At 68.4% G+C, this 18,096-nt stretch carries 12 protein-coding genes; 5 read left to right on the top strand and 7 right to left on the bottom strand.

Features of this window, described 5'->3' with window-relative positions; translation table 11 throughout:
• Nucleotides 1-173: 173 nt before the first annotated feature.
• From lpdA to aceE, 4 genes are read right to left on the bottom strand one after another with little or no spacing between them, the layout of a single operon-like run.
• Nucleotides 174-1,967, bottom strand: a complete 1,794-nt coding sequence (lpdA, locus tag AC1D12_RS06445; protein WP_477839445.1) for a dihydrolipoyl dehydrogenase — start codon at nucleotides 1,965-1,967, stop codon at nucleotides 174-176.
• 2 nt (nucleotides 1,968-1,969) lie between these two features.
• Nucleotides 1,970-2,548: an Ntn hydrolase family protein gene (locus AC1D12_RS06440; RefSeq protein ID WP_047510724.1), complete on the bottom strand. Its 579-nt coding sequence runs from the start codon at nucleotides 2,546-2,548 to the stop codon at nucleotides 1,970-1,972.
• Nucleotides 2,549-2,561: 13 nt separating this feature from the next.
• Nucleotides 2,562-4,235 (bottom strand): dihydrolipoyllysine-residue acetyltransferase, encoded by a 1,674-nt coding sequence (aceF, locus tag AC1D12_RS06435; RefSeq protein WP_477839443.1) that lies wholly within the window; start codon nucleotides 4,233-4,235, stop codon nucleotides 2,562-2,564.
• A gap of 35 nt (nucleotides 4,236-4,270) precedes the next feature.
• On the bottom strand, nucleotides 4,271-6,976 hold the full coding sequence (gene aceE, locus AC1D12_RS06430) for a pyruvate dehydrogenase (acetyl-transferring), homodimeric type (RefSeq protein ID WP_477839441.1): 2,706 nt from the start codon (nucleotides 6,974-6,976) through the stop codon (nucleotides 4,271-4,273).
• Between the two features lie 181 nt (nucleotides 6,977-7,157).
• Here aceE and AC1D12_RS06425 point away from each other — a divergent pair, with 181 nt between their 5' ends.
• From AC1D12_RS06425 to AC1D12_RS06405, 5 genes are all read left to right on the top strand, one after another.
• Nucleotides 7,158-9,716 (top strand): PAS domain S-box protein, encoded by a 2,559-nt coding sequence (locus AC1D12_RS06425; RefSeq protein ID WP_477839439.1) that lies wholly within the window; start codon nucleotides 7,158-7,160, stop codon nucleotides 9,714-9,716.
• A gap of 10 nt (nucleotides 9,717-9,726) precedes the next feature.
• Complete coding sequence (locus tag AC1D12_RS06420; RefSeq protein WP_047510729.1) at nucleotides 9,727-10,350, top strand: response regulator transcription factor; 624 nt, start codon at nucleotides 9,727-9,729, stop codon at nucleotides 10,348-10,350.
• A 126-nt stretch (nucleotides 10,351-10,476) separates the two neighbouring features.
• Entirely contained in the window at nucleotides 10,477-11,331 is an 855-nt protein-coding gene (gene folD / locus AC1D12_RS06415; protein ID WP_465115105.1) for a bifunctional methylenetetrahydrofolate dehydrogenase/methenyltetrahydrofolate cyclohydrolase FolD, read from the top strand.
• A 34-nt stretch (nucleotides 11,332-11,365) separates the two neighbouring features.
• Nucleotides 11,366-13,402: a M3 family metallopeptidase gene (locus AC1D12_RS06410; protein WP_047510733.1), complete on the top strand. Its 2,037-nt coding sequence runs from the start codon at nucleotides 11,366-11,368 to the stop codon at nucleotides 13,400-13,402.
• A gap of 47 nt (nucleotides 13,403-13,449) precedes the next feature.
• Complete coding sequence (locus tag AC1D12_RS06405) at nucleotides 13,450-14,109, top strand: glutaredoxin family protein (RefSeq protein WP_477839436.1); 660 nt, start codon at nucleotides 13,450-13,452, stop codon at nucleotides 14,107-14,109.
• On the opposite strand, the gene AC1D12_RS06400 is transcribed toward AC1D12_RS06405, so the two are convergent.
• The 3 genes from AC1D12_RS06400 to AC1D12_RS06390 form a co-directional block, all read right to left on the bottom strand.
• Entirely contained in the window at nucleotides 14,099-15,247 is a 1,149-nt protein-coding gene (locus AC1D12_RS06400; protein ID WP_465115100.1) for an MFS transporter, read from the bottom strand. The two genes, AC1D12_RS06405 and AC1D12_RS06400, sit on opposite strands and share 11 nt — an antisense overlap.
• Before the next feature lie 3 nt (nucleotides 15,248-15,250).
• Nucleotides 15,251-16,651, bottom strand: coding sequence for a DNA recombination protein RmuC (locus AC1D12_RS06395; protein WP_465115099.1), 1,401 nt, complete (start codon nucleotides 16,649-16,651; stop codon nucleotides 15,251-15,253).
• Between the two features lie 22 nt (nucleotides 16,652-16,673).
• On the bottom strand, nucleotides 16,674-18,096 hold a 1,423-nt coding region (locus AC1D12_RS06390), incomplete at its 5' end, for an ABC transporter permease/substrate-binding protein (RefSeq protein WP_477839434.1).

The raw sequence follows: 18,096 nt of genomic DNA, 5'->3' as shown, positions 1-18,096 counted from the left end.
GTTTGACCACAGTGAGCGAAGCGAACGGAGGGAGTTTGGGCGACGGGCCATGAAACCAGCCAGCGGAGGGGAGTCAGCGCCCCGCCAGGGGTGATGACCGACCCGGCCGGCGAGCCACAGCCTACCCACCCGCGCCTTTGCCGCACAGACACCGACGGCAGACGCGGACCGAACTACCGCTTCACAGGCGGCAGATCCGTACAAGCCCCTTCGAAGGCCTCCGCCGCCAACCCGATGGTCTCGCCCAGCGTCGGGTGCGGATGGATCGTGCGGCCGATGTCCACCGCATCCGCCCCCATCTCGATCGCCAGCGCGATCTCGCCGATCATGTCGCCCGCATGCGTGCCGACGATGCCGCCGCCGACGATGGCGTGCGTCGTCTCGTCGAACAGCAGCTTCGTGAAGCCCTCGTCGCGGGTGTTCGCGATCGCGCGGCCCGACGCGTTCCACGGGAACAGGCCCTTCTTCACCTTCAGGCCCTTGGCCTTCGCCTCGTCCTCGGTCACGCCGACCCAGGCCACTTCCGGATCGGTGTAGGCCACGCTCGGGATCACGCGCGCAATGAACTCGGCCTTGGCCAGGTGCTCATCGCCCAGCTGCTCGCCGGCCGCGACTTCCGCCGCCACATGCCCTTCATGCGTCGCCTTGTGCGCCAGCATCGGCTGGCCGACGATGTCGCCGATCGCGAAGATGTGCGGCACGTTGGTGCGCATCTGCACGTCCACCGGAATGAACCCGCGCTCGCCGACGGCCACGCCGGCCTTCTCGGCACCGATTCGCTTGCCATTGGGCACACGGCCCACCGCCTGCAGCACCAGGTCGTACAGCTGCGGCTCCTTCGGCGCGCCCTCGCCCTCGAAACGCACCAAGATGCCGTCCTTCGTCGCCTCGGCGCCGACGGTCTTCGTCTTCAGCATGATGTTGTCGAAGCGTGGTGCGTTCATCTTCTGCCACACCTTCACGAGGTCGCGGTCGGCACCCTGCATCAGGCCGTCCAGCATCTCGACCACGTCGAGCCGCGCACCGAGCGACGAATACACCGTGCCCATCTCCAGCCCGATGATGCCGCCGCCGACGATCAGCATGCGCTTCGGGTTCTGGCGCAGCTCGAGCGCACCGGTCGAGGTGACGACGCGCGGATCGTCCTTCGGCAGGAACGGCAGCTTCACCGCCTCGGAGCCGGCCGCGATGATCGCGCGCTTGAAGCGGATGGTCTGCGTGCCGCCCTTGGCCAGGGCCACGGTGATGTGATGCGGATCGGCGAACTCGGCCGTGCCCTGCACCACCGTCACCTTGCGCATCTTGGCCATCGCGGTCAGGYCGTTGGTCAGTTTGCCGACGACCTTTTCCTTGTGCTTGAGCAGCTTGCCGAGATCCACGCTCGGGGCCTGGAAGCCGATGCCCAGCGCATCGAAGTGCTTGACCTCGTCCATCACCGACGCAACGTGCAGCAGCGCCTTCGACGGAATGCAGCCGACGTTCAGGCACACGCCACCGAGCGTGGCGAAGCGCTCGATCATCACCGTCTTCAGGCCGAGGTCGGCGGCGCGGAACGCGGCCGAGTAGCCGCCCGGGCCGGCGCCGAGCACCAGCATGTCGCATTCGAGGTCGACAGTGCCGGAAAAACTGGAGGCCTGCGGCGCCGGTGTGGCTGCTGCGGGGGACGGCGCGGCAGCAGGCGTCGCAGCAGCGGGTGCAGGCGTCGCGGCGGCAGCCGGTGCGGCCGCACCTGCGGCCTCCAGCGCCAGGATCACCGACCCCTGGTTCACCACGTCGCCCACCTTCACCTTGACGTCCTTCACGACGCCGGCATGCGACGACGGGATCTCCATCGAGGCCTTGTCGCTCTCGACCGTGATCAGCGACTGCTCCGCCTTCACCGTGTCGCCGGGCTTGACCAGCAGCTCGATGATGGCCACGTCCTTGAAGTCGCCGATGTCCGGGACCTTGATGTCGATCAGTGCCATGCTCAGTCTTTCGCCTTCAGTTTGATCGTGTGGGCCTTGATGGGCCCGGCCGAGTTCTTGTCGAATTCGCAGCCGGCGCGCACGCCCAGCTCGGCGATCTCGCGCGCGGTCAGCTTGCCGCCGTAAGCGCCGTACATCGCGCCCAGCGCAAACGCACGGCCCGAGCCGATCGCCCAGAAGCGATCGAACTCGAACACCTCGCGGTACGAATACACGCCGTAGATGCCGGTCGCATTCGCGATCAGCGCCGTGAACTGCGAGCTCTCGTACGGGTCGGCATCTTCTTCCTTCGGGTTCAGGAAGAAGGTCTCCTTCAGCTTCGGGTGCACCTTCAGGAAGGTGTCGAACACCTCGTCGCGCGAGTGCAGCTTCAGGTCGTCGGGCGGCAGGCTGTTCAGCACCCGCCGCAGCACCGGGAAGTGCGCGGTGGTGCCGGCCATGCCGACCCACGAATCGCCGACGCGAAACAGCTTCTCGTTCTCTTCATACCCATGCGCCAGCCGCGTGTCCCCGAAGGTCACGAGGCTGTCGGACGCGAGCGCCACCTGGGTTCCCTTGCGGACCACCACCACGGTCGTCATGGGGTGGGTCCGCTCAGAGCAGGACGCGGCGGAAGTCGGCCAGGATCTGCGCGAGGTAGGTGTTGAAGCGCGCCGCCGAGGCGCCGTCGATCACCCGGTGGTCCCAGCTCAGGCTCAGCGGCAGGATCAGGCGCGGCTGGAAGGCCTTGCCGTCCCACACCGGGCGCGTCGCCGACTTGCACACGCCGAGGATCGAGACCTCCGGCGCGTTGATGATCGGCGTGAAGTAGGTGCCGCCGATGCCGCCCAGCGAGCTGATCGAGAAGCAGCCGCCGGTCATCTCGGCCGGCGCCAGCTTGCCCTCGCGCGCCTTGCCGGCGAGTTCGTTCATCTCCTTGCTGATCTGCAGGATGCCCTTCTTGTCGGCATCCCGGATCACCGGAACCATCAGCCCGTTCGGCGTGTCGGCCGCGAAGCCGATGTGGAAGTACTGCTTCAGCACCAGCTGCTCGCCGTCGAGCGAGGCGTTGAACTCGGGGAACTTCTTCAGCGCCGCAACGCAGGCCTTGATCAGGAAGGCGAGCATCGTGACCTTGACGCCCGACTTCTCGTTCTCCTTGTTCAGCTGCACGCGGAAGGCTTCGAGCTCGGTGATGTCGGCATCGTCATGGTTGGTGACGTGCGGGATCATCACCCAGTTGCGGTGCAGGTTGGCGCCGCTGATCTTCTTGATGCGCGACAGGTCCTTGCGCTCGACCGGGCCGAATTTGGTGAAGTCGACCTGCGGCCACGGCAGCAGGCCGGGGAAGCCGGCCCCGCTTGCGGCCGCAGCACCACCGGCCGGGGCCTTCGCAGCCTGCGCCTTGGTCTGCTGGCCACCGGCCATCACGGTCTTCACGAAGGCCTGAACGTCGTCCTGCGTGATGCGGCCCTTGGGTCCGCTGCCCTTCACTTCTTCCAGCGGCACGCCGAGTTCGCGGGCGAACTTGCGGATGCTGGGGGAGGCGTGCGGGAGGTCGGTTTTCAGGACCGAGGGCTCGTGCGCCGGGACTGCCGCGGCGGGCGCAGCCGCTGCGACGGGCGACGACGCCACCGCCGCAGTGGCAGCCGCAGCAGGCGCCGCCGGGGCAGCGGCCACGGGTGCGCTGCCGGCAGCAGCCTGCACCGTCGCGATCAGCGAACCCTTCTTGACCTTGTCGCCGACCTTCACCTTCAGGTCCTTCACGACGCCGGCGTGCGACGACGGGATCTCCATCRACGCCTTGTCGCTCTCGACCGTGATCAGCGACTGCTCGACCTTGACCGCATCGCCCGGCTTGATGAAGACCTCGATCACCGCGACCTCGTCGAAGTCGCCGATATCGGGGATCACCACGTCGACCACTTCCGTTCGCACTGAGCTTGTCGAAGTGCTGCTCGCAGGTTGCGCAGGGGCTTCGACAGGCTCAGCCCGAACGGGAGTGGGCGCTGCCGCAGCGGGAGTGGGCGCGGCCGCAGCGGGGGATGCTCCCGCCGCCTCGATCACCAGCAGCAAGCTGCCTTCATTGATCTTGTCGCCGAGCTTGACCTTCAGCTCCTTCACGACCCCCGCGTGCGACGACGGGATCTCCATCGAGGCCTTGTCGCTCTCCACCGTGACGAGCGACTGCTCGGCCTTCACCGTGTCGCCCGGCTTCACGAGCAGTTCGATGATCTCGACGTCCTTGAAGTCGCCGATGTCGGGGACTTTCACTTCCACCAATGCCATGCTGGGTCTCCGGCGTGTTCTTGTGGCGTAGCCGTTCAGGCGTACAGCGGGTTGATCTTGTCAGCGTTGATGCCGTACTTCTTGATGGCCTCGGCCACCTTCTCGGCCGGCAGCGTCCCTTCATCGGCCAGCGCCTTCAGCGCCGCGACGACGATGTAGTGCCGGTTCACCTCGAAGTGCTCGCGCAGCTTGCTGCGGAAATCGCTGCGGCCGAAACCGTCGGTGCCCAGCACCTTGTAGCTGCGGCCCTTCGGGATGAAGGCGCGGATCTGGTCGGCGTAGTTCTTCATGTAGTCGGTCGATGCGATCACCGGACCGGCGTACTTGTCGAGCTGCTGCGAAACGAACGGCACGCGGGCCTTCTCGGTCGGGTGCAGCAGGTTCCAGCGCTCGCAGTCCTGGCCGTCGCGCGCCAGCTCGTTGAAGCTCGGGCAGCTCCAGACGTTCGCCGACACGCCCCACTCCTTGGCCAGCAGCTCCTKCGCGGCMATSGACTCGCGCAGGATSGTGCCSGARCCGAGCAGKTKSACGCGCGGCGTSWKCTTSGCGCCCTCTTYGMRSAGGTACATGCCCTTGATGATCTGCTCYTCGGTGCCGGSCTTSAGGCCSGGCATCGGGTAGTTYTCGTTSAGCAGGGTCAGGTAGAAGTAGACGTTGTCCTGCTGCTCGACCATGCGCTTCAGGCCATGGTGCAGGATCACGCCGACCTCGTGCGCGAAGGTCGGGTCGTAGCTGATGCAGTTCGGGATCGTGCCGGCCAGGATGTGGCTGTGGCCGTCTTCGTGCTGCAGGCCTTCGCCGTTCAGCGTGGTGCGGCCCGAGGTGCCGCCCAGCAGGAAGCCGCGCGCCTGCATGTCGCCGGCCGCCCAGGCCAGGTCGCCGATGCGCTGGAAGCCGAACATCGAGTAGTACACGTAGAACGGCACCATCACGCGGTTGTTCGTCGAGTACGACGTGGCCGCGGCGATCCAGCTGCTCATGCCGCCGGCCTCGTTGATGCCTTCCTGCAGGATCTGGCCGGCCTTGTCCTCGCGGTAGTACATCACCTGGTCCTTGTCGACCGGCGTGTACTGCTGCCCCGCGGGGTTGTAGATGCCGATCTGGCGGAACAGGCCTTCCATGCCGAAGGTGCGCGCCTCGTCGACCAGGATCGGCACCGCGCGCGGGCCGAGCTCCTTGTCGCGCAGCAGCTGCGTCAGGAAGCGCACGTAGGCCTGCGTCGTCGAGATCTCGCGGCCCTCGGCGGTCGGCTCGAGCACGGCCTTGAAGGTCTCGAGATCAGGCACCTTCAGCTGTTCGTCGGCCTTGGTGCGGCGGTGCGGCAGGTAGCCGCCCAGCGCCTTGCGGCGGGCATGCAGGTACTGCATCTCCGGCGTGTCGTCGGCCGGCTTGTAGAACGGGATGTCGGCCAGCTTGTCGTCGGGAATCGGGATGTTGAAGCGGTCGCGGAAGGCGCGCACATCCTCGTCGACCAGCTTCTTGGTCTGGTGGGCGGTGTTCTTGCCTTCGCCGATCTTGCCCATGCCGAAGCCCTTGACGGTCTTGATCAGCATCACCGTCGGCTGGCCCTTGTGCTTGGTCGCACGGTCGTAGGCGGCGTACACCTTGTGCGGGTCGTGGCCGCCGCGCTGCAGGCGCCAGACCTCGTCGTCGCTCATCTTCGCGACCATCTCCAGCATCTTCGGATGGCGGCCGAAGAAGTTCTTGCGCACGAAGGCGCCGTCGTTCGCCTTGAAGGCCTGGTAGTCGCCGTCGACGGTGTCCATCATCACCTTGCGCAGGATGCCGTCCTTGTCCTTGGCGAGCAGCGGATCCCAGTAGCTGCCCCACAGCAGCTTGATGACGTTCCAGCCGGCACCGCGGAACTCGCCTTCGAGCTCCTGGATGATCTTGCCGTTGCCGCGCACCGGGCCGTCCAGGCGCTGCAGGTTGCAGTTGACGACGAAGATCAGGTTGTCGAGCTTCTCGCGCGCGGCCAGGCCGATCGCACCCAGCGATTCGGGTTCGTCCATCTCGCCGTCGCCGCAGAACACCCACACCTTGCGGTTCTCGGTGTTCGCGATGCCGCGGGCGTGCAGGTACTTCAGGAAACGCGCCTGGTAGATCGCCATCAGCGGGCCCAGGCCCATCGAGACGGTCGGGAACTGCCAGAACTCGGGCATCAGCTTCGGGTGCGGGTAGCTCGAGATGCCCTTGCCGTCGRCCTCCTGGCGGAAGTTCAGCAGCTGCTCCTCGGTCAGCCGGCCTTCCATGTAGGCGCGGGCGTAGACGCCGGGCGACGAGTGGCCCTGGATGTACAGCAGGTCGCCGCCATGGCCTTCGCTCTCGGCGTGCCAGAAGTGGTTGAAGCCGGTGCCGAACATCGTCGCGAGCGACGCGAACGACGAGATGTGGCCGCCCAGGTCGCCGCCGTCGGCCGGGTGCAGGCGGTTCGCCTTCACCACCATCGCCATCGCGTTCCAGCGCATGTAGGCGCGCAGGCGCTCCTCGATGTCGACGTTGCCGGGGGAATGCTCCTCCTGGTCGACCGGGATCGTGTTGACGTAGGCCGTGTTCGCCGAGAACGGCACGTCGATGCCGGCCTGCCGGGCGTGGTCGATCAGCTGTTCGAGCAGGAAGTGCGCGCGTTCACCGCCTTCCGCACCGATCACCGCCGACAGGGCGTCCAGCCATTCGCGGGTTTCCTGCGAATCGGCGTCGTTCGCCRCTGCACCGAGGAATGACTCCGGGTTTGCTGCCATGCATGTCTCCGTCAAGTTGAACTTTTTCAGGCGGCGGGAGTGTCGCACAACTCCAAAGGCTTTCCAAATTGCGCGATCTCGTTTCGTATTGTGGGATTTACGGGCATCCGACAGCGCTGCCGCATCGTCCCCAGGTACGCCCGGACCGGTTGACTGCAGCCCGCCCCTCGATAATCGGTCCATGCAGCCGTTGAACCACCTGCCTCCGCGCAGTACCCCTCCCCCGAGCGCGGCCCAGAGACTCTTCGGCCTGTGGTGGCGGCGCCAGTCGCTCGCCCGACAGGACCGCTTCGCGACGCTCGGCCCGCTGGTGTCGGTGCTGCTGTTCCTGGCGGCGATCATCCTGGCCTTCTGGTACCTGCGCAACGAGGAATTCGAGCGCGAGCAGGAATCGGTCAAGCGCGACACCGAGATCGCGCAGCAGCAGATCCGGCTGCGGCTGATCGAGAACCAGGAGCAGCTGGTGCGCATCGCGCGCGAGATCGCCACCCGCACCATCGACCAGGACGAGTTCCTCGGCCAGGCCGCGAGCTTCACGCGCGAGCGCCCGGAGATCACGAACCTGATCTGGGTCGGCGCCAACCGCAGCCGCCGCGCCGGCTACGCCGCCACCGGCTTCCACCCCGAGAGCGGCTTCGGCGGCGAGGAAAGCAGTACCTCGGTGCCCAAGGAAGGCGCGAAGACCGAGCCCGAGGCCGCGTTCAGCGCGGCGCGCGACCTGCGCCAGCCGGTGTACTCGCGCCCGTTCACCGACCTGTACGGCACCGCGGTGTTCCAGGTGCAGGTGCCGCTGCTCGACCGCAGCGCGTTCTCGGGCACGCTGATCGCCGAGTACTCGATCGAGTCGCTGATGCGCTACTTCATCCCGGCCGAGGTGTCGACGCGGCACGCGGTGGCGCTGGTCGACAGCCAGGACCGCGTGCTCGCGAGCACCGTGACGCCGATGCCCGGCCAGCAGAGCCGGCGCTCGGCCACCACCATCGTGCACGACGTGCCGCTCGCGCCGGCCGGCAACGGCCTGGTGCTGCGCGGCATGGGCTACCGCACCTCGATCGGCCTGATCAGCAACACGCTGTTCTGGATGGTCGCCGCGCTGTCGGTGCTGACGGTGTGGATGCTGCTCGGCACCTGGCGCCACATGCGCCGGCGGCTGCAGATCCAGAGCACGCTGGTGTCGGAGACCAACTTCCGGCGCGCGATGGAAAACTCGATGCTGACCGGCATGCGCGCGATGGACATGGAGGGCCGCATCACCTACGTGAACCCGGCCTTCTGCGCGATGACCGGCTTCAGCGACGCCGAGCTGATCGGCCGCGTGCCGCCCTTCCCGCACTGGCCGCCGGAGCGCATCGAGGAGAACAACCGCCTGCTGCAACAGGAGCTGCAGGGCCGCAGCCCCGCCGGCGGCATCGAGGTGAAGGTGATGCGCAAGGACGAATCGCAGTTCGACGCGCGCATGTACGTCTCGCCGCTGATCGACCCGAAGGGGCTGCAGACCGGCTGGATGACCTCGATGACCAACATCACCGAGGCCAAGCGGGTGCGCGACCAGCTGTCGGCCTCGCACGAGCGCTTCACCACCGTGCTCGAGGGGCTCGACGCCGCGGTGTCGGTGCTGTCGGTGCAGCAGGGCGAGCTGCTGTTCGCGAACCGCTCGTACCGCCTGTGGTTCGGCGCCGATGCGCGCGGCCACGCGCTGCTGGCCGGCGGCGACCCCGGCCTGCCGGTGATCGGCGGGCTGTCGGCGTTCGGCGACGACGGCGACTCGGTCGACAGCTTCGGCGGCCTGCCGACGCAGGAGCTGACCGAGGTCGGCTCGGACGCGCGCGAGGTCTTCATCGAGCCGCTGCAGAAGTGGTTCGACGTGCGCGCGCGCTATCTGCAGTGGACCGACGGGCGGCTCGCGCAGATGCTGATCGCCACCGACATCACCGGCCGCCGCAACGCCGAGACGCAGGCCGCGCAGCAGGCCGAGAAGGCGCAGGTCACGAGCCGGCTGGTGACGATGGGCGAAATGGCCTCGTCGGTCGCGCACGAGCTGAACCAGCCGCTGACCGCGATCACGAACTACTGCAACGGCATGGTCTMGCGCGTGAAGGGCGACGCGATCCAGAAGGACGACCTGATCGCAGCGCTCGAGAAGACCGCCCGCCAGGCCGAGCGCGCCGGCCAGATCATCCGGCGCATCCGCGCCTTCGTGAAGCGCAGCGAGCCGCAGCGCCAGCCCGCGCTCGCGCAGACCATCGTCGACGACGCGGTGGACCTCGCCAACATCGAGCTGCGCCGGCGCAACGTGACCATCCACGTCTACGTCGCGCAGCGGCTGCCGACGCTGATGGTCGACCCGATCCTGATCGAGCAGGTGGTGCTGAACCTGCTGAAGAACGCCGCCGAGGCGATCGACTCGGCCGGGCTGCCGCAGGCGCGCCGCACCATCGAGCTGCGCGTGGTGCCGCGCCACACGCCCGAGGAAGGCGGCGTGATCGAGTTCAGCGTGACCGACAGCGGCCCCGGGTTGAAGGAGGAAGTGATCGGCCGGCTCTACGAGGCCTTCTTCTCGACCAAGGCGGAAGGCCTGGGCATCGGGTTGTCCCTGTGCCGCTCGATCATCGAGAGCCACCGCGGCCGTATCCGGGCACAGAACCTCTACAATGGCGACCTCGCCGTCGGGTGCCGCTTCAGCTTCACGCTGCCTGTGGAAACCGCCAAATCTGCCGGCCTGGAGCCGGCGCTGCCATGAGACTGCTTCGATGAGCTTGATTCCGAAAAAGGGCACGGTCTATGTGGTCGACGACGACGAGGCCGTGCGCGACTCGCTGCAATGGCTGCTCGAGGGCAAGGACTACCGCGTCAAGTGCTTCGATTCGTCGGAGTCGTTCCTGTCGCGCTTCGATCCGCGCGAGGTCGCCTGCCTGATCGCCGACATCCGCATGGACGGCATGAGCGGGCTGGAGCTGCAGGACCGCCTGCTCGAGCGCAAGTCGCCGCTGCCGGTCGTCTTCATCACCGGCCACGGCGACGTGCCGATGGCCGTCACGACGATGAAGAAGGGCGCGATGGACTTCATCGAGAAACCCTTCAAGGAAGAAGAGTTGCTCGGCCTCGTCGAGCGCATGCTCGACCAGGCCCGCAGCGCGTTCTCGCACCACCAGGAAGCCGCCAGCCGCGATGCGCTGCTGTCGCGCCTGACGACCCGCGAGGCGCAGGTGCTCGAGCGCATCGTCGCCGGCCGGCTCAACAAGCAGATCGCCGACGACCTGGGCATCAGCATCAAGACGGTCGAGGCGCACCGCGCCAACATCATGGAGAAGCTGAACGCCAACACCGTCGCCGATCTCCTGAAGATCGCGCTGGGCGCCCAAGCAAAAGCTTGAGCCCCCAGTCGCTTCGCTCCTGCTCCCAAGGGGCGCCGTCCGGCTTGGGGCGGCCCGGCGCCGGACCCTGACCCCGCATGCGAGGCCGCTTCTTCAGCGGCCTCTTTCATTTCTGAAGGAAATTTGATGACCGCACAACTCATCGACGGCAACGCCCTGGCCAGGCAGGTTCGCACCGAGGTCGCGCAACGCGCCGCCGCCCTCACCGCCCGCGGCCGCCGGCCGGGCCTGGCGGTGATCCTGGTCGGCGACGACCCGGCGTCGCAGGTCTACGTGAAGCACAAGGTCGCCGACTGCGAATCGAGCGGCGTGCATTCGGTGCTCGAGAAGTACGACGCCTCTCTCGCCGAGGCCGAGCTGCTCGCCCGCATCGCCGCGCTGAACGCCGATCCGGCCATCCACGGCATCCTGGTGCAGATGCCGCTGCCGAAGCACATCGACCCGCAGAAGGTCATCGAGGCGATCTCGCCGCTGAAGGATGTCGACGGCTTCCACGTGCAGAGCGCCGGCGCGCTGATGGTCGGCCGTCCCGGCTTCCTGCCGTGCACGCCGTACGGCTGCATGAAGCTGATCGCCACCACCGGCATCGACCTGCGCGGCAAGCATGCGGTGGTGATCGGGCGCAGCAACACCGTCGGCAAGCCGATGGCCCTGCTGCTCTTGCAGGCCAACGCGACCGTCACCATCTGCCACAGCGGGACGCGCGACATCGGCCTTCACACGCGCCAGGCCGATGTCGTCGTCGCGGCGGTCGGCAAGCGCAATGTGCTCACCGCCGACATGGTCAAGCCGGGCGCGGTGGTGATCGACGTGGGCATGAACCGCAAGGACGACGGCAAGCTGGCCGGCGACGTGGATTTCGACGGCGTCTCGCAGGTCGCTGGCTGGATCACGCCGGTGCCGGGTGGCGTCGGACCCATGACCCGTGCGATGCTTCTGGTCAACACGCTGGAAGCGGCGGAGCGGTTCGCGCAGGGCTGAGCTTCACACGCGTCATTTCGAAAGGGAGAGAACAATGAACGAGATCAATCCGCTGTTGGTTCCCGATGCACTGCTCGACTTCTCGGCGATCCGCGCCGGGCACGTCGCGCCGGCGATGGCGCAATTGCTGACCGAGGCCGAGGAGGCGCTCGAGAAGGTCACCAGCGACGCGGTGCCGGCCGACTACGACGCGATGTCGGCGGTGCTCGACGTCGCCACCGAGCGCCTGGGCCGCGCCTGGGGCGCGGTGCACCACCTGACCGCCGTCGCCGACACGCCCGAGCTGCGCGCCGCCTACAACGAGCAGCTGCCGGCCGTCACCGAATTCCACACGCGGCTGGGCGCCGACGAGCGGCTGTACGCGAAGTACAAGCTGATCGCCAACAGCCCGGCCGCCGCCGCGCTCAGCGCGCCGCGCCGCCAGGCGCTGTCGAACGCGATGCGCGACTTCGTGCTGTCCGGCGCCGAGCTGAAGGGCGCCGATCGCGACCGCTATGCGCAGATCCAGGACCGCCTGGCCGCGCTGTCGCAGACCTACTCCGAGCACGTGCTCGACGCGACCGACAGCTTCGCGCTGTACGTCGAGGCCGGCGAGCTGGCCGACGTGCCGGCCGACGTGATCGCCGCGTCGCGCGCCACCGCCGAGGCCGAAGGCAAGCCGGGCCACAAGATCACGCTGCACTTCCCGAGCTACTTCCCGGTGATGCAGTACGGCAGCAACCGCGCGCTGCGCGAGAAGCTGTACGTCGCGTACGTCACCCGCGCCAGCGAGGCCGGCCCCGCCGCGCTCGACAACAGCGCGGTGATGCGCGAGCTGCTCGACCTGCGCCAGGAAGAGGCCCGCCTGCTCGGCTACGCGAGCTTCGCGGAGGTGTCGCTGGTGCCGAAGATGGCCGATTCGCCGCAGCAGGTCACCGGCTTCCTGCGCGACCTGGCGCAGCGCGCCCGCCCCTACGCCGAGCGCGACCTGGCCGAGCTGCGTGCCTTCGCCCGCGACGAGCTGGGCCTCCCCGACCTGCAGGCCTGGGACTTCCCGTACGCCAGCGAGAAGCTGAAGGAAAGCCGCTACGCGTTCAGCGACCAGGAGGTCAAGCCGTACTTCACCGAGACCAAGGTGCTCGACGGGCTGTTCCGCATCATCGAGACGCTGTTCGAGGTCAGCATCCGCTCCGACAGCGCGCCGGTCTGGAACGAGGGGGTGCGCTTCTTCCGCATCGAGCGCCAGGGCGAGCTGGTCGGCCAGTTCTACCTCGACCCGTATGCCCGCCCCGGCAAGCGGCCTGGGGCGTGGATGGACGACGTCTGCGGCCGCTGGGCGCGTCCGGACGGCCGCACGCAGACGCCGGTGGCGCACCTGGTGTGCAACTTCGCCTCGCCGGTCGAGGTCGACGGCAAGCGCCGCCCGGCGCTGCTGACGCACGACGACGTGACGACGCTGTTCCATGAGTTCGGCCACGGCCTGCACCACATGCTGACGCAGGTGAACGATGTCGGCGTGGCCGGCATCTCCGGCGTCGAGTGGGACGCGGTCGAACTGCCGAGCCAGTTCATGGAGAACTTCTGCTGGGAGTGGGACGTGCTGAAGCGGCTGACCGCGCACGTCGACACCGGCGAGCCGCTGCCGCGCGCGCTGTTCGACAAGATGCTGGCCGCGAAGAACTTCCAGAGCGGGCTGCAGACGCTGCGCCAGATCGAGTTCTCGCTGTTCGACATGCGCCTGCATGCCGAGCCGGGCTCGCAGGCCGACATCCAGGGCCTGCTCGACGAGGTGCGCGCCGAGGTCGCGGTGCTGGTGCCGCCGCGCTTCAACCGCTTCCAGCACGGCTTCTCACACATCTTTTCCGGCGGTTACGCGGCCGGCTACTACAGCTACAAGTGGGCCGAGGTGCTGAGCGCCGACGCCTGGAGCGCCTTCGAAGAGGCCGGCGCGCTCGACATCGCCACGGGGCGGCGCTACCGCCAGGCCATCCTCGAAGCCGGCGGCAGCCGCCCGGCGATGGAGAGCTTCAAGGCGTTCCGGGGCCGCGAGCCGAAGATCGATGCATTGTTGCGACATCAAGGCATGGCCTGATGAAGTAAATTCGGGCGCAAACACAATCTGCGTTGTTGGAGCTCCTCATGACCCGATCCACTTCCCGCACCCTCGCCCGCACCTTCAGCCTGGCGACCCCGGCGCTGCTGGCCGCGTTGTTCACTGCGCTGCCGGCGCATGCGCTCTACAAGGTGGTCGGGCCCGACGGCAAGGTCACCTACACCGACCGGCCGGCGGTCAGCCCCGACAACAAGGTGCAGTCGGTCAGCAACAACGGCAGCGTGGCGAACGATGTCGCCCTGCCCTACGAGCTGCGCCAGGTGRCACAACGCTATCCGGTGACGCTGTACACGACCAAGGACTGCCCGCCCTGCGATGCCGGCCGGCAGACGCTGCGCCAGCGCGGCATCCCGTTCGCCGAGAAGACGATTGCGACGAAGGACGACGGCGACGCGCTGCAGCGCATCACCGGCGCCCGCGACCTGCCGGTGCTGACCGTCGGTTCGCAGGTGCTGCGCGGCTACCAGCGTGACGACTGGTCGAGCTACCTCGACGCCGCGGCGTACCCGAAGGAATCGAAGCTGCCGGCGAACTTCCCGCAGGGCGGCGCGACGCCGCTGACCACGCCGAAGCAGGCGGTGAGCGGGAACACGCCGCAGAACGATGCCACGGCACCGGCGGCCCAGCCGACGCAGTCGCCGGGCACCGGCACCAGCGGCAGCAACCCGGCCGGCATCAAGTTCTGATCTGACGGGCCTGCCAGCTGCCGGCCCCGACGGCCAGCCCCATCATCCAGAACAGCGACGCGGCCCCCAGCGCCGCGCCGAACACGCCGAACAGCAGCGGCATCACGGTGCTGGATCCGTTCAGCGCCATCGAGCGGAACGCGATCGCCTCGCCGTGCCGCTCGTGCGGCGTGATGTGGTGCAGCGTCGACATCACCATCGGCTGCACCGCGCCGAGCGCCAGGCCGAGCAGCGACGCGCAGCAGGCCATCAGCCAGGCCGAGTGCACGAACGGGTAGATGCCGAAGATCACCGCCACCCACAGCATCGCGCCGGTCAGCACCTGCGATTCGCTCAGGCGGTGCGCGAGCACCGGGATCAGCAGCCGCACGCCGGCCACCGACACCGCGAACAGGCCCAGCACCAGCCCGATCGCGCCGGCGCTCATGCCGCGCTCGTGGCCGAGGATGGGCACGACGAACGAATGCACGTCCCAGCTGGCCGACAGCAGCCAGTTCACCAGCAGCAGCCGACGCAGCGCCGGCGAGCGCAGCAGGTCCCATGAACTCTGGTGCTGCGTCGCGGCAGCAGGGCGCGGCACGTCGGCCTCGGCCGGTACGTAGCGCGCCGACACCATCGCCGCCAGCGGCATCAGCATCAACACTGCGAACGCGACGCGGAAGCCCATCAGGTCGATCAGCGCACCGGCCGTCACCGGGCCGATGACGTTGGACAGCGCCGGCGCCAGCCCCAGCCAGCTGAAGACGCGGATGCGCTCGGTCGCGTCGGTGGCCATGCGGCCGGCGGTGCGCTGGATCGTGATCAGGCCGAAGTTCGCGCCGGCACCGGTCAGGATGGCCGCCAGGCACATCGCCAGGTAGTGGCTGCTGAGCGCGGCGATGGTGCCGCCCGCCAGCGACAGCGCGACCCCCAGCCGCATCGGCACGTGGTAGCCGCGGCGGTCGGCCAGGCGACCGGCCGGCAGCGACAGCAGCACCGGCGCGGCGGCGAACAAGGCCATCAGCAGCCCCACCGTCCACTCCGCCTGGCCCTGCTTCAGCGCCTGCAGCGGCGCGGCCATCCGCACCCCGGCCATGCACGAATGCAGGCTGATCTGACCGAGGATCAGCGCGAGCAACGGGCGGGAAAATTGGGTCATCGGCTAGGCGTCGCTCTCCGGGAGATCGGGGACGATGGCGTCATCGTCGCGTGGGAGCGCCAGCGGCAACAGCGCCTGCGCATGCGTTTCGGTGACCGCCTCGACCGACTTCAGCTTGCGCGCCATCACGTTGGCCCGCGTCTGCGCCTGGTCGATCGTGTTGCTGGCCTCGTCGAGCTTCTTCTTGGTCTTCGCGAGCACGTCGCCGAACTTCGCGAACTCGGTCTTCACGGCGCCCAGCACCTCCCACACTTCCACCGAGCGCTTCTCCAGCGCCAGCGTGCGGAACCCCATCTGCAGGCTGTTCAGCGTGGCCAGCAGCGTGGTCGGGCCGGCCAGCATCACGTGGTGCTCGCGCTGCAGCGATTCGACCAGCCCCGGCCGGCGCAGCGCCTCGGCGTACAGGCCCTCGGTCGGCACGAACAGGATGGCGAAGTCGGTGGTGTGCGGCGGTGACACGTACTTGTCGTGGATGGACTTCGCCTCCAGCCGCAGCCGCGTCTCGATCGCCTTCGCGGCCACCTCGACCGCCACCGGGTCGGCGCGGTCCTGCGCATCGAGCAAGCGCTCGTAGTCTTCACGCGGGAACTTCGCATCGATCGGCAGCCACAACGGCACGCCGTCGATGCGCTGCCCCGGCAGCCGGATCGCGAACTCGACCCGCGCGCCGCTGCCCGGCACGGTCTCGACGTTGACCGCGTACTGCTCCGGCGTGAACACCTGCTCCAGCAGGCCGGCCAGCTGCACCTCGCCGAAGATGCCGCGCGTCTTCACATTGGTCAGCACGCGGTTCAGCGAGCCGACGTCGCGCGCCAGGTTCTGCATCTCGCCCAGGCCCTTGTGCACCTGGTCGAGCCGGTCGGCGACCAGCTTGAAACTCTCGCCGAGGCGCTGCTCCAGCGTGGCATGCAGCTTCTCGTCGACCGTGGCACGCATCTGCTCGAGCTTCTTCTCGTTGTCGGCCTGGATCGCCGACAGCTTCTGCTCGACCGCGCCGCGCATCTCGGTGAGGCGCTGGTCGTTCGATTGCGACAGCGAGCGCAGCTGGTCGCCCAGCGAGTCGGCGAAGCGCTTCAGCGCATTCGCCTGCTGCTCGGCCAGGCGCGCGAGCGTGGCTTCCTGCGCCTGCTGCGTGGCGGCCAGCTGGGTGCGGAAGCTGTCGATCTGCTCGTTCTGCGTGCGCGCCACGTCGCCCTGTTGCGCGAGCAGCGTCTGCTGGAAGCTCGCGAGCGTCTGGCCGAGCTCCTGGCGCGTTCCCTGGGCGCTGCGGGCCACTTCATCGCGCAATTCCCGTTCGAGGCGTTCGATGTGCGCGGCGCCCGAATCGGGCTTTCGCAGCGCGAGCCAGAGCGTCAGCAGCAGGACAAGAACGAGGAGCGCGAGCGAAATCCAGTCGAGGAGCATCTCCCCATTCTCGCAGCTGTCGCTATGCCGAGGAGCGCAGTGGGGCAGGCAACAGCCGTTTTTCGATCGCGTCGAAGCCGTACTGCACGACCAGCGCGAGCACCGCCGCCGGCAGCGCACCGGCCAGCATCGCCGCGCTGTCGTTGACCGCCAGCCCCGCGACGATGCGCTCGCCGAAGCCGCCCGCGCCGATGAAGGCGGCGACGGTCGCGGTGCCGACGTTGATCACCGCCGCCGTCTTGACGCCCGCCAGCAGCGTCGGCGCGGCCAGCGGCAGCTGCACATGGCGCAGCGTCTGCCGCGGGGTCAAACCCAGCGAGAGCGCCGCCTGCGCCAGCCCCACCGGCACGCCCTGCAGCCCGGCATGCGTGTTGCGCACGATCGGCAGCAGCGCATAGAGGAACAGCGCGATCAGCGCCGGCAGCAGCCCGATGCTGCCGACCACCGCGATCAGGAAGGCCAGCAGCGCGAGCGACGGCACCGTCTGCAGCACCGACACCACGCCCATCACGACACCGGCGCTGCGCGGCCAGCGCCACGCCGCCACGCCGAGCGGCACGCCGACCAGCACCGCCACCGCCAGCGAGCCGAACACCAGCAGCAGGTGCTGCCCGGCGAGCCGCGCGAAATCGGGGCCGAACAGCCGCTGCGCGAACGTGACCGGTTTCGAGGCCGCCGCCGCGCTGCCCGACAGGAACTGCCGCGCGACCTCGGCGAAGCTCTTGCCGTCGAGCTCGACCTGGGCGTTCAGCGAGATCATCGCCGCCTCGTCGATGCGGCCGGCCAGCGATTGCAGCGGCGCCGGATCCAGCCCGGCGCGCATCAGCAGCACCGCGTCGTACTTCGGGAAGAAGTTCAGGTCATCCTTCAGCACGCGCAGCTTGTAGCGGCCCACTTTCGCGTCGGTGCTGTAGATGTCGATCAGGTCGATGCGCTGCGCCGCGACCGCATCGTAGGCCAGGCCGTGGTCCAGCCCTGCCGGCTTGTCGTAGCCGAGCTTGTAGGCCGCCTTCAGCGCCGGCCAGCCGTCGGCCCGCTCCAGGAACTCGTGCGACAGCCCCAGCCGCAGCGCCGCCGCCTGCGGCTTCAGCAGGTCGGAGATGCGCTCGATGCCGAGCTGCTGCGCCTGCGATTCGAGCATCGCGAGCGCATAGGTGTCGTTGAAGCCGAGCGGCACCGCGGCCTTCAGCCCGCGCGGCGCGAGCCAGGCGTTCAGCTCGTCGAGCGACGGGTTGCCCTCGCGCTTCAGCAGCTCGCGCACGATGGTGCCGGTGTACTCGGGGTAGACGTCGACCGCGCCGCTCGCCAGCGCCTGCTCCAGGATGCCGGTGTTGCCCAGGCCCTGCTTGTGCGTCGCCGCGATGCCGGCACGYTCATACGTCTGGCGCACGATCTCGCCGAGCACGTACGACTCGGTGAAGCGCTTGGAGCCGACGGTGACACCG

It is taken from the genome of Rhizobacter sp. P1_G5 (assembly GCF_056405435.1).
This window is presented reverse-complemented; position numbering and strand designations above follow the sequence as displayed.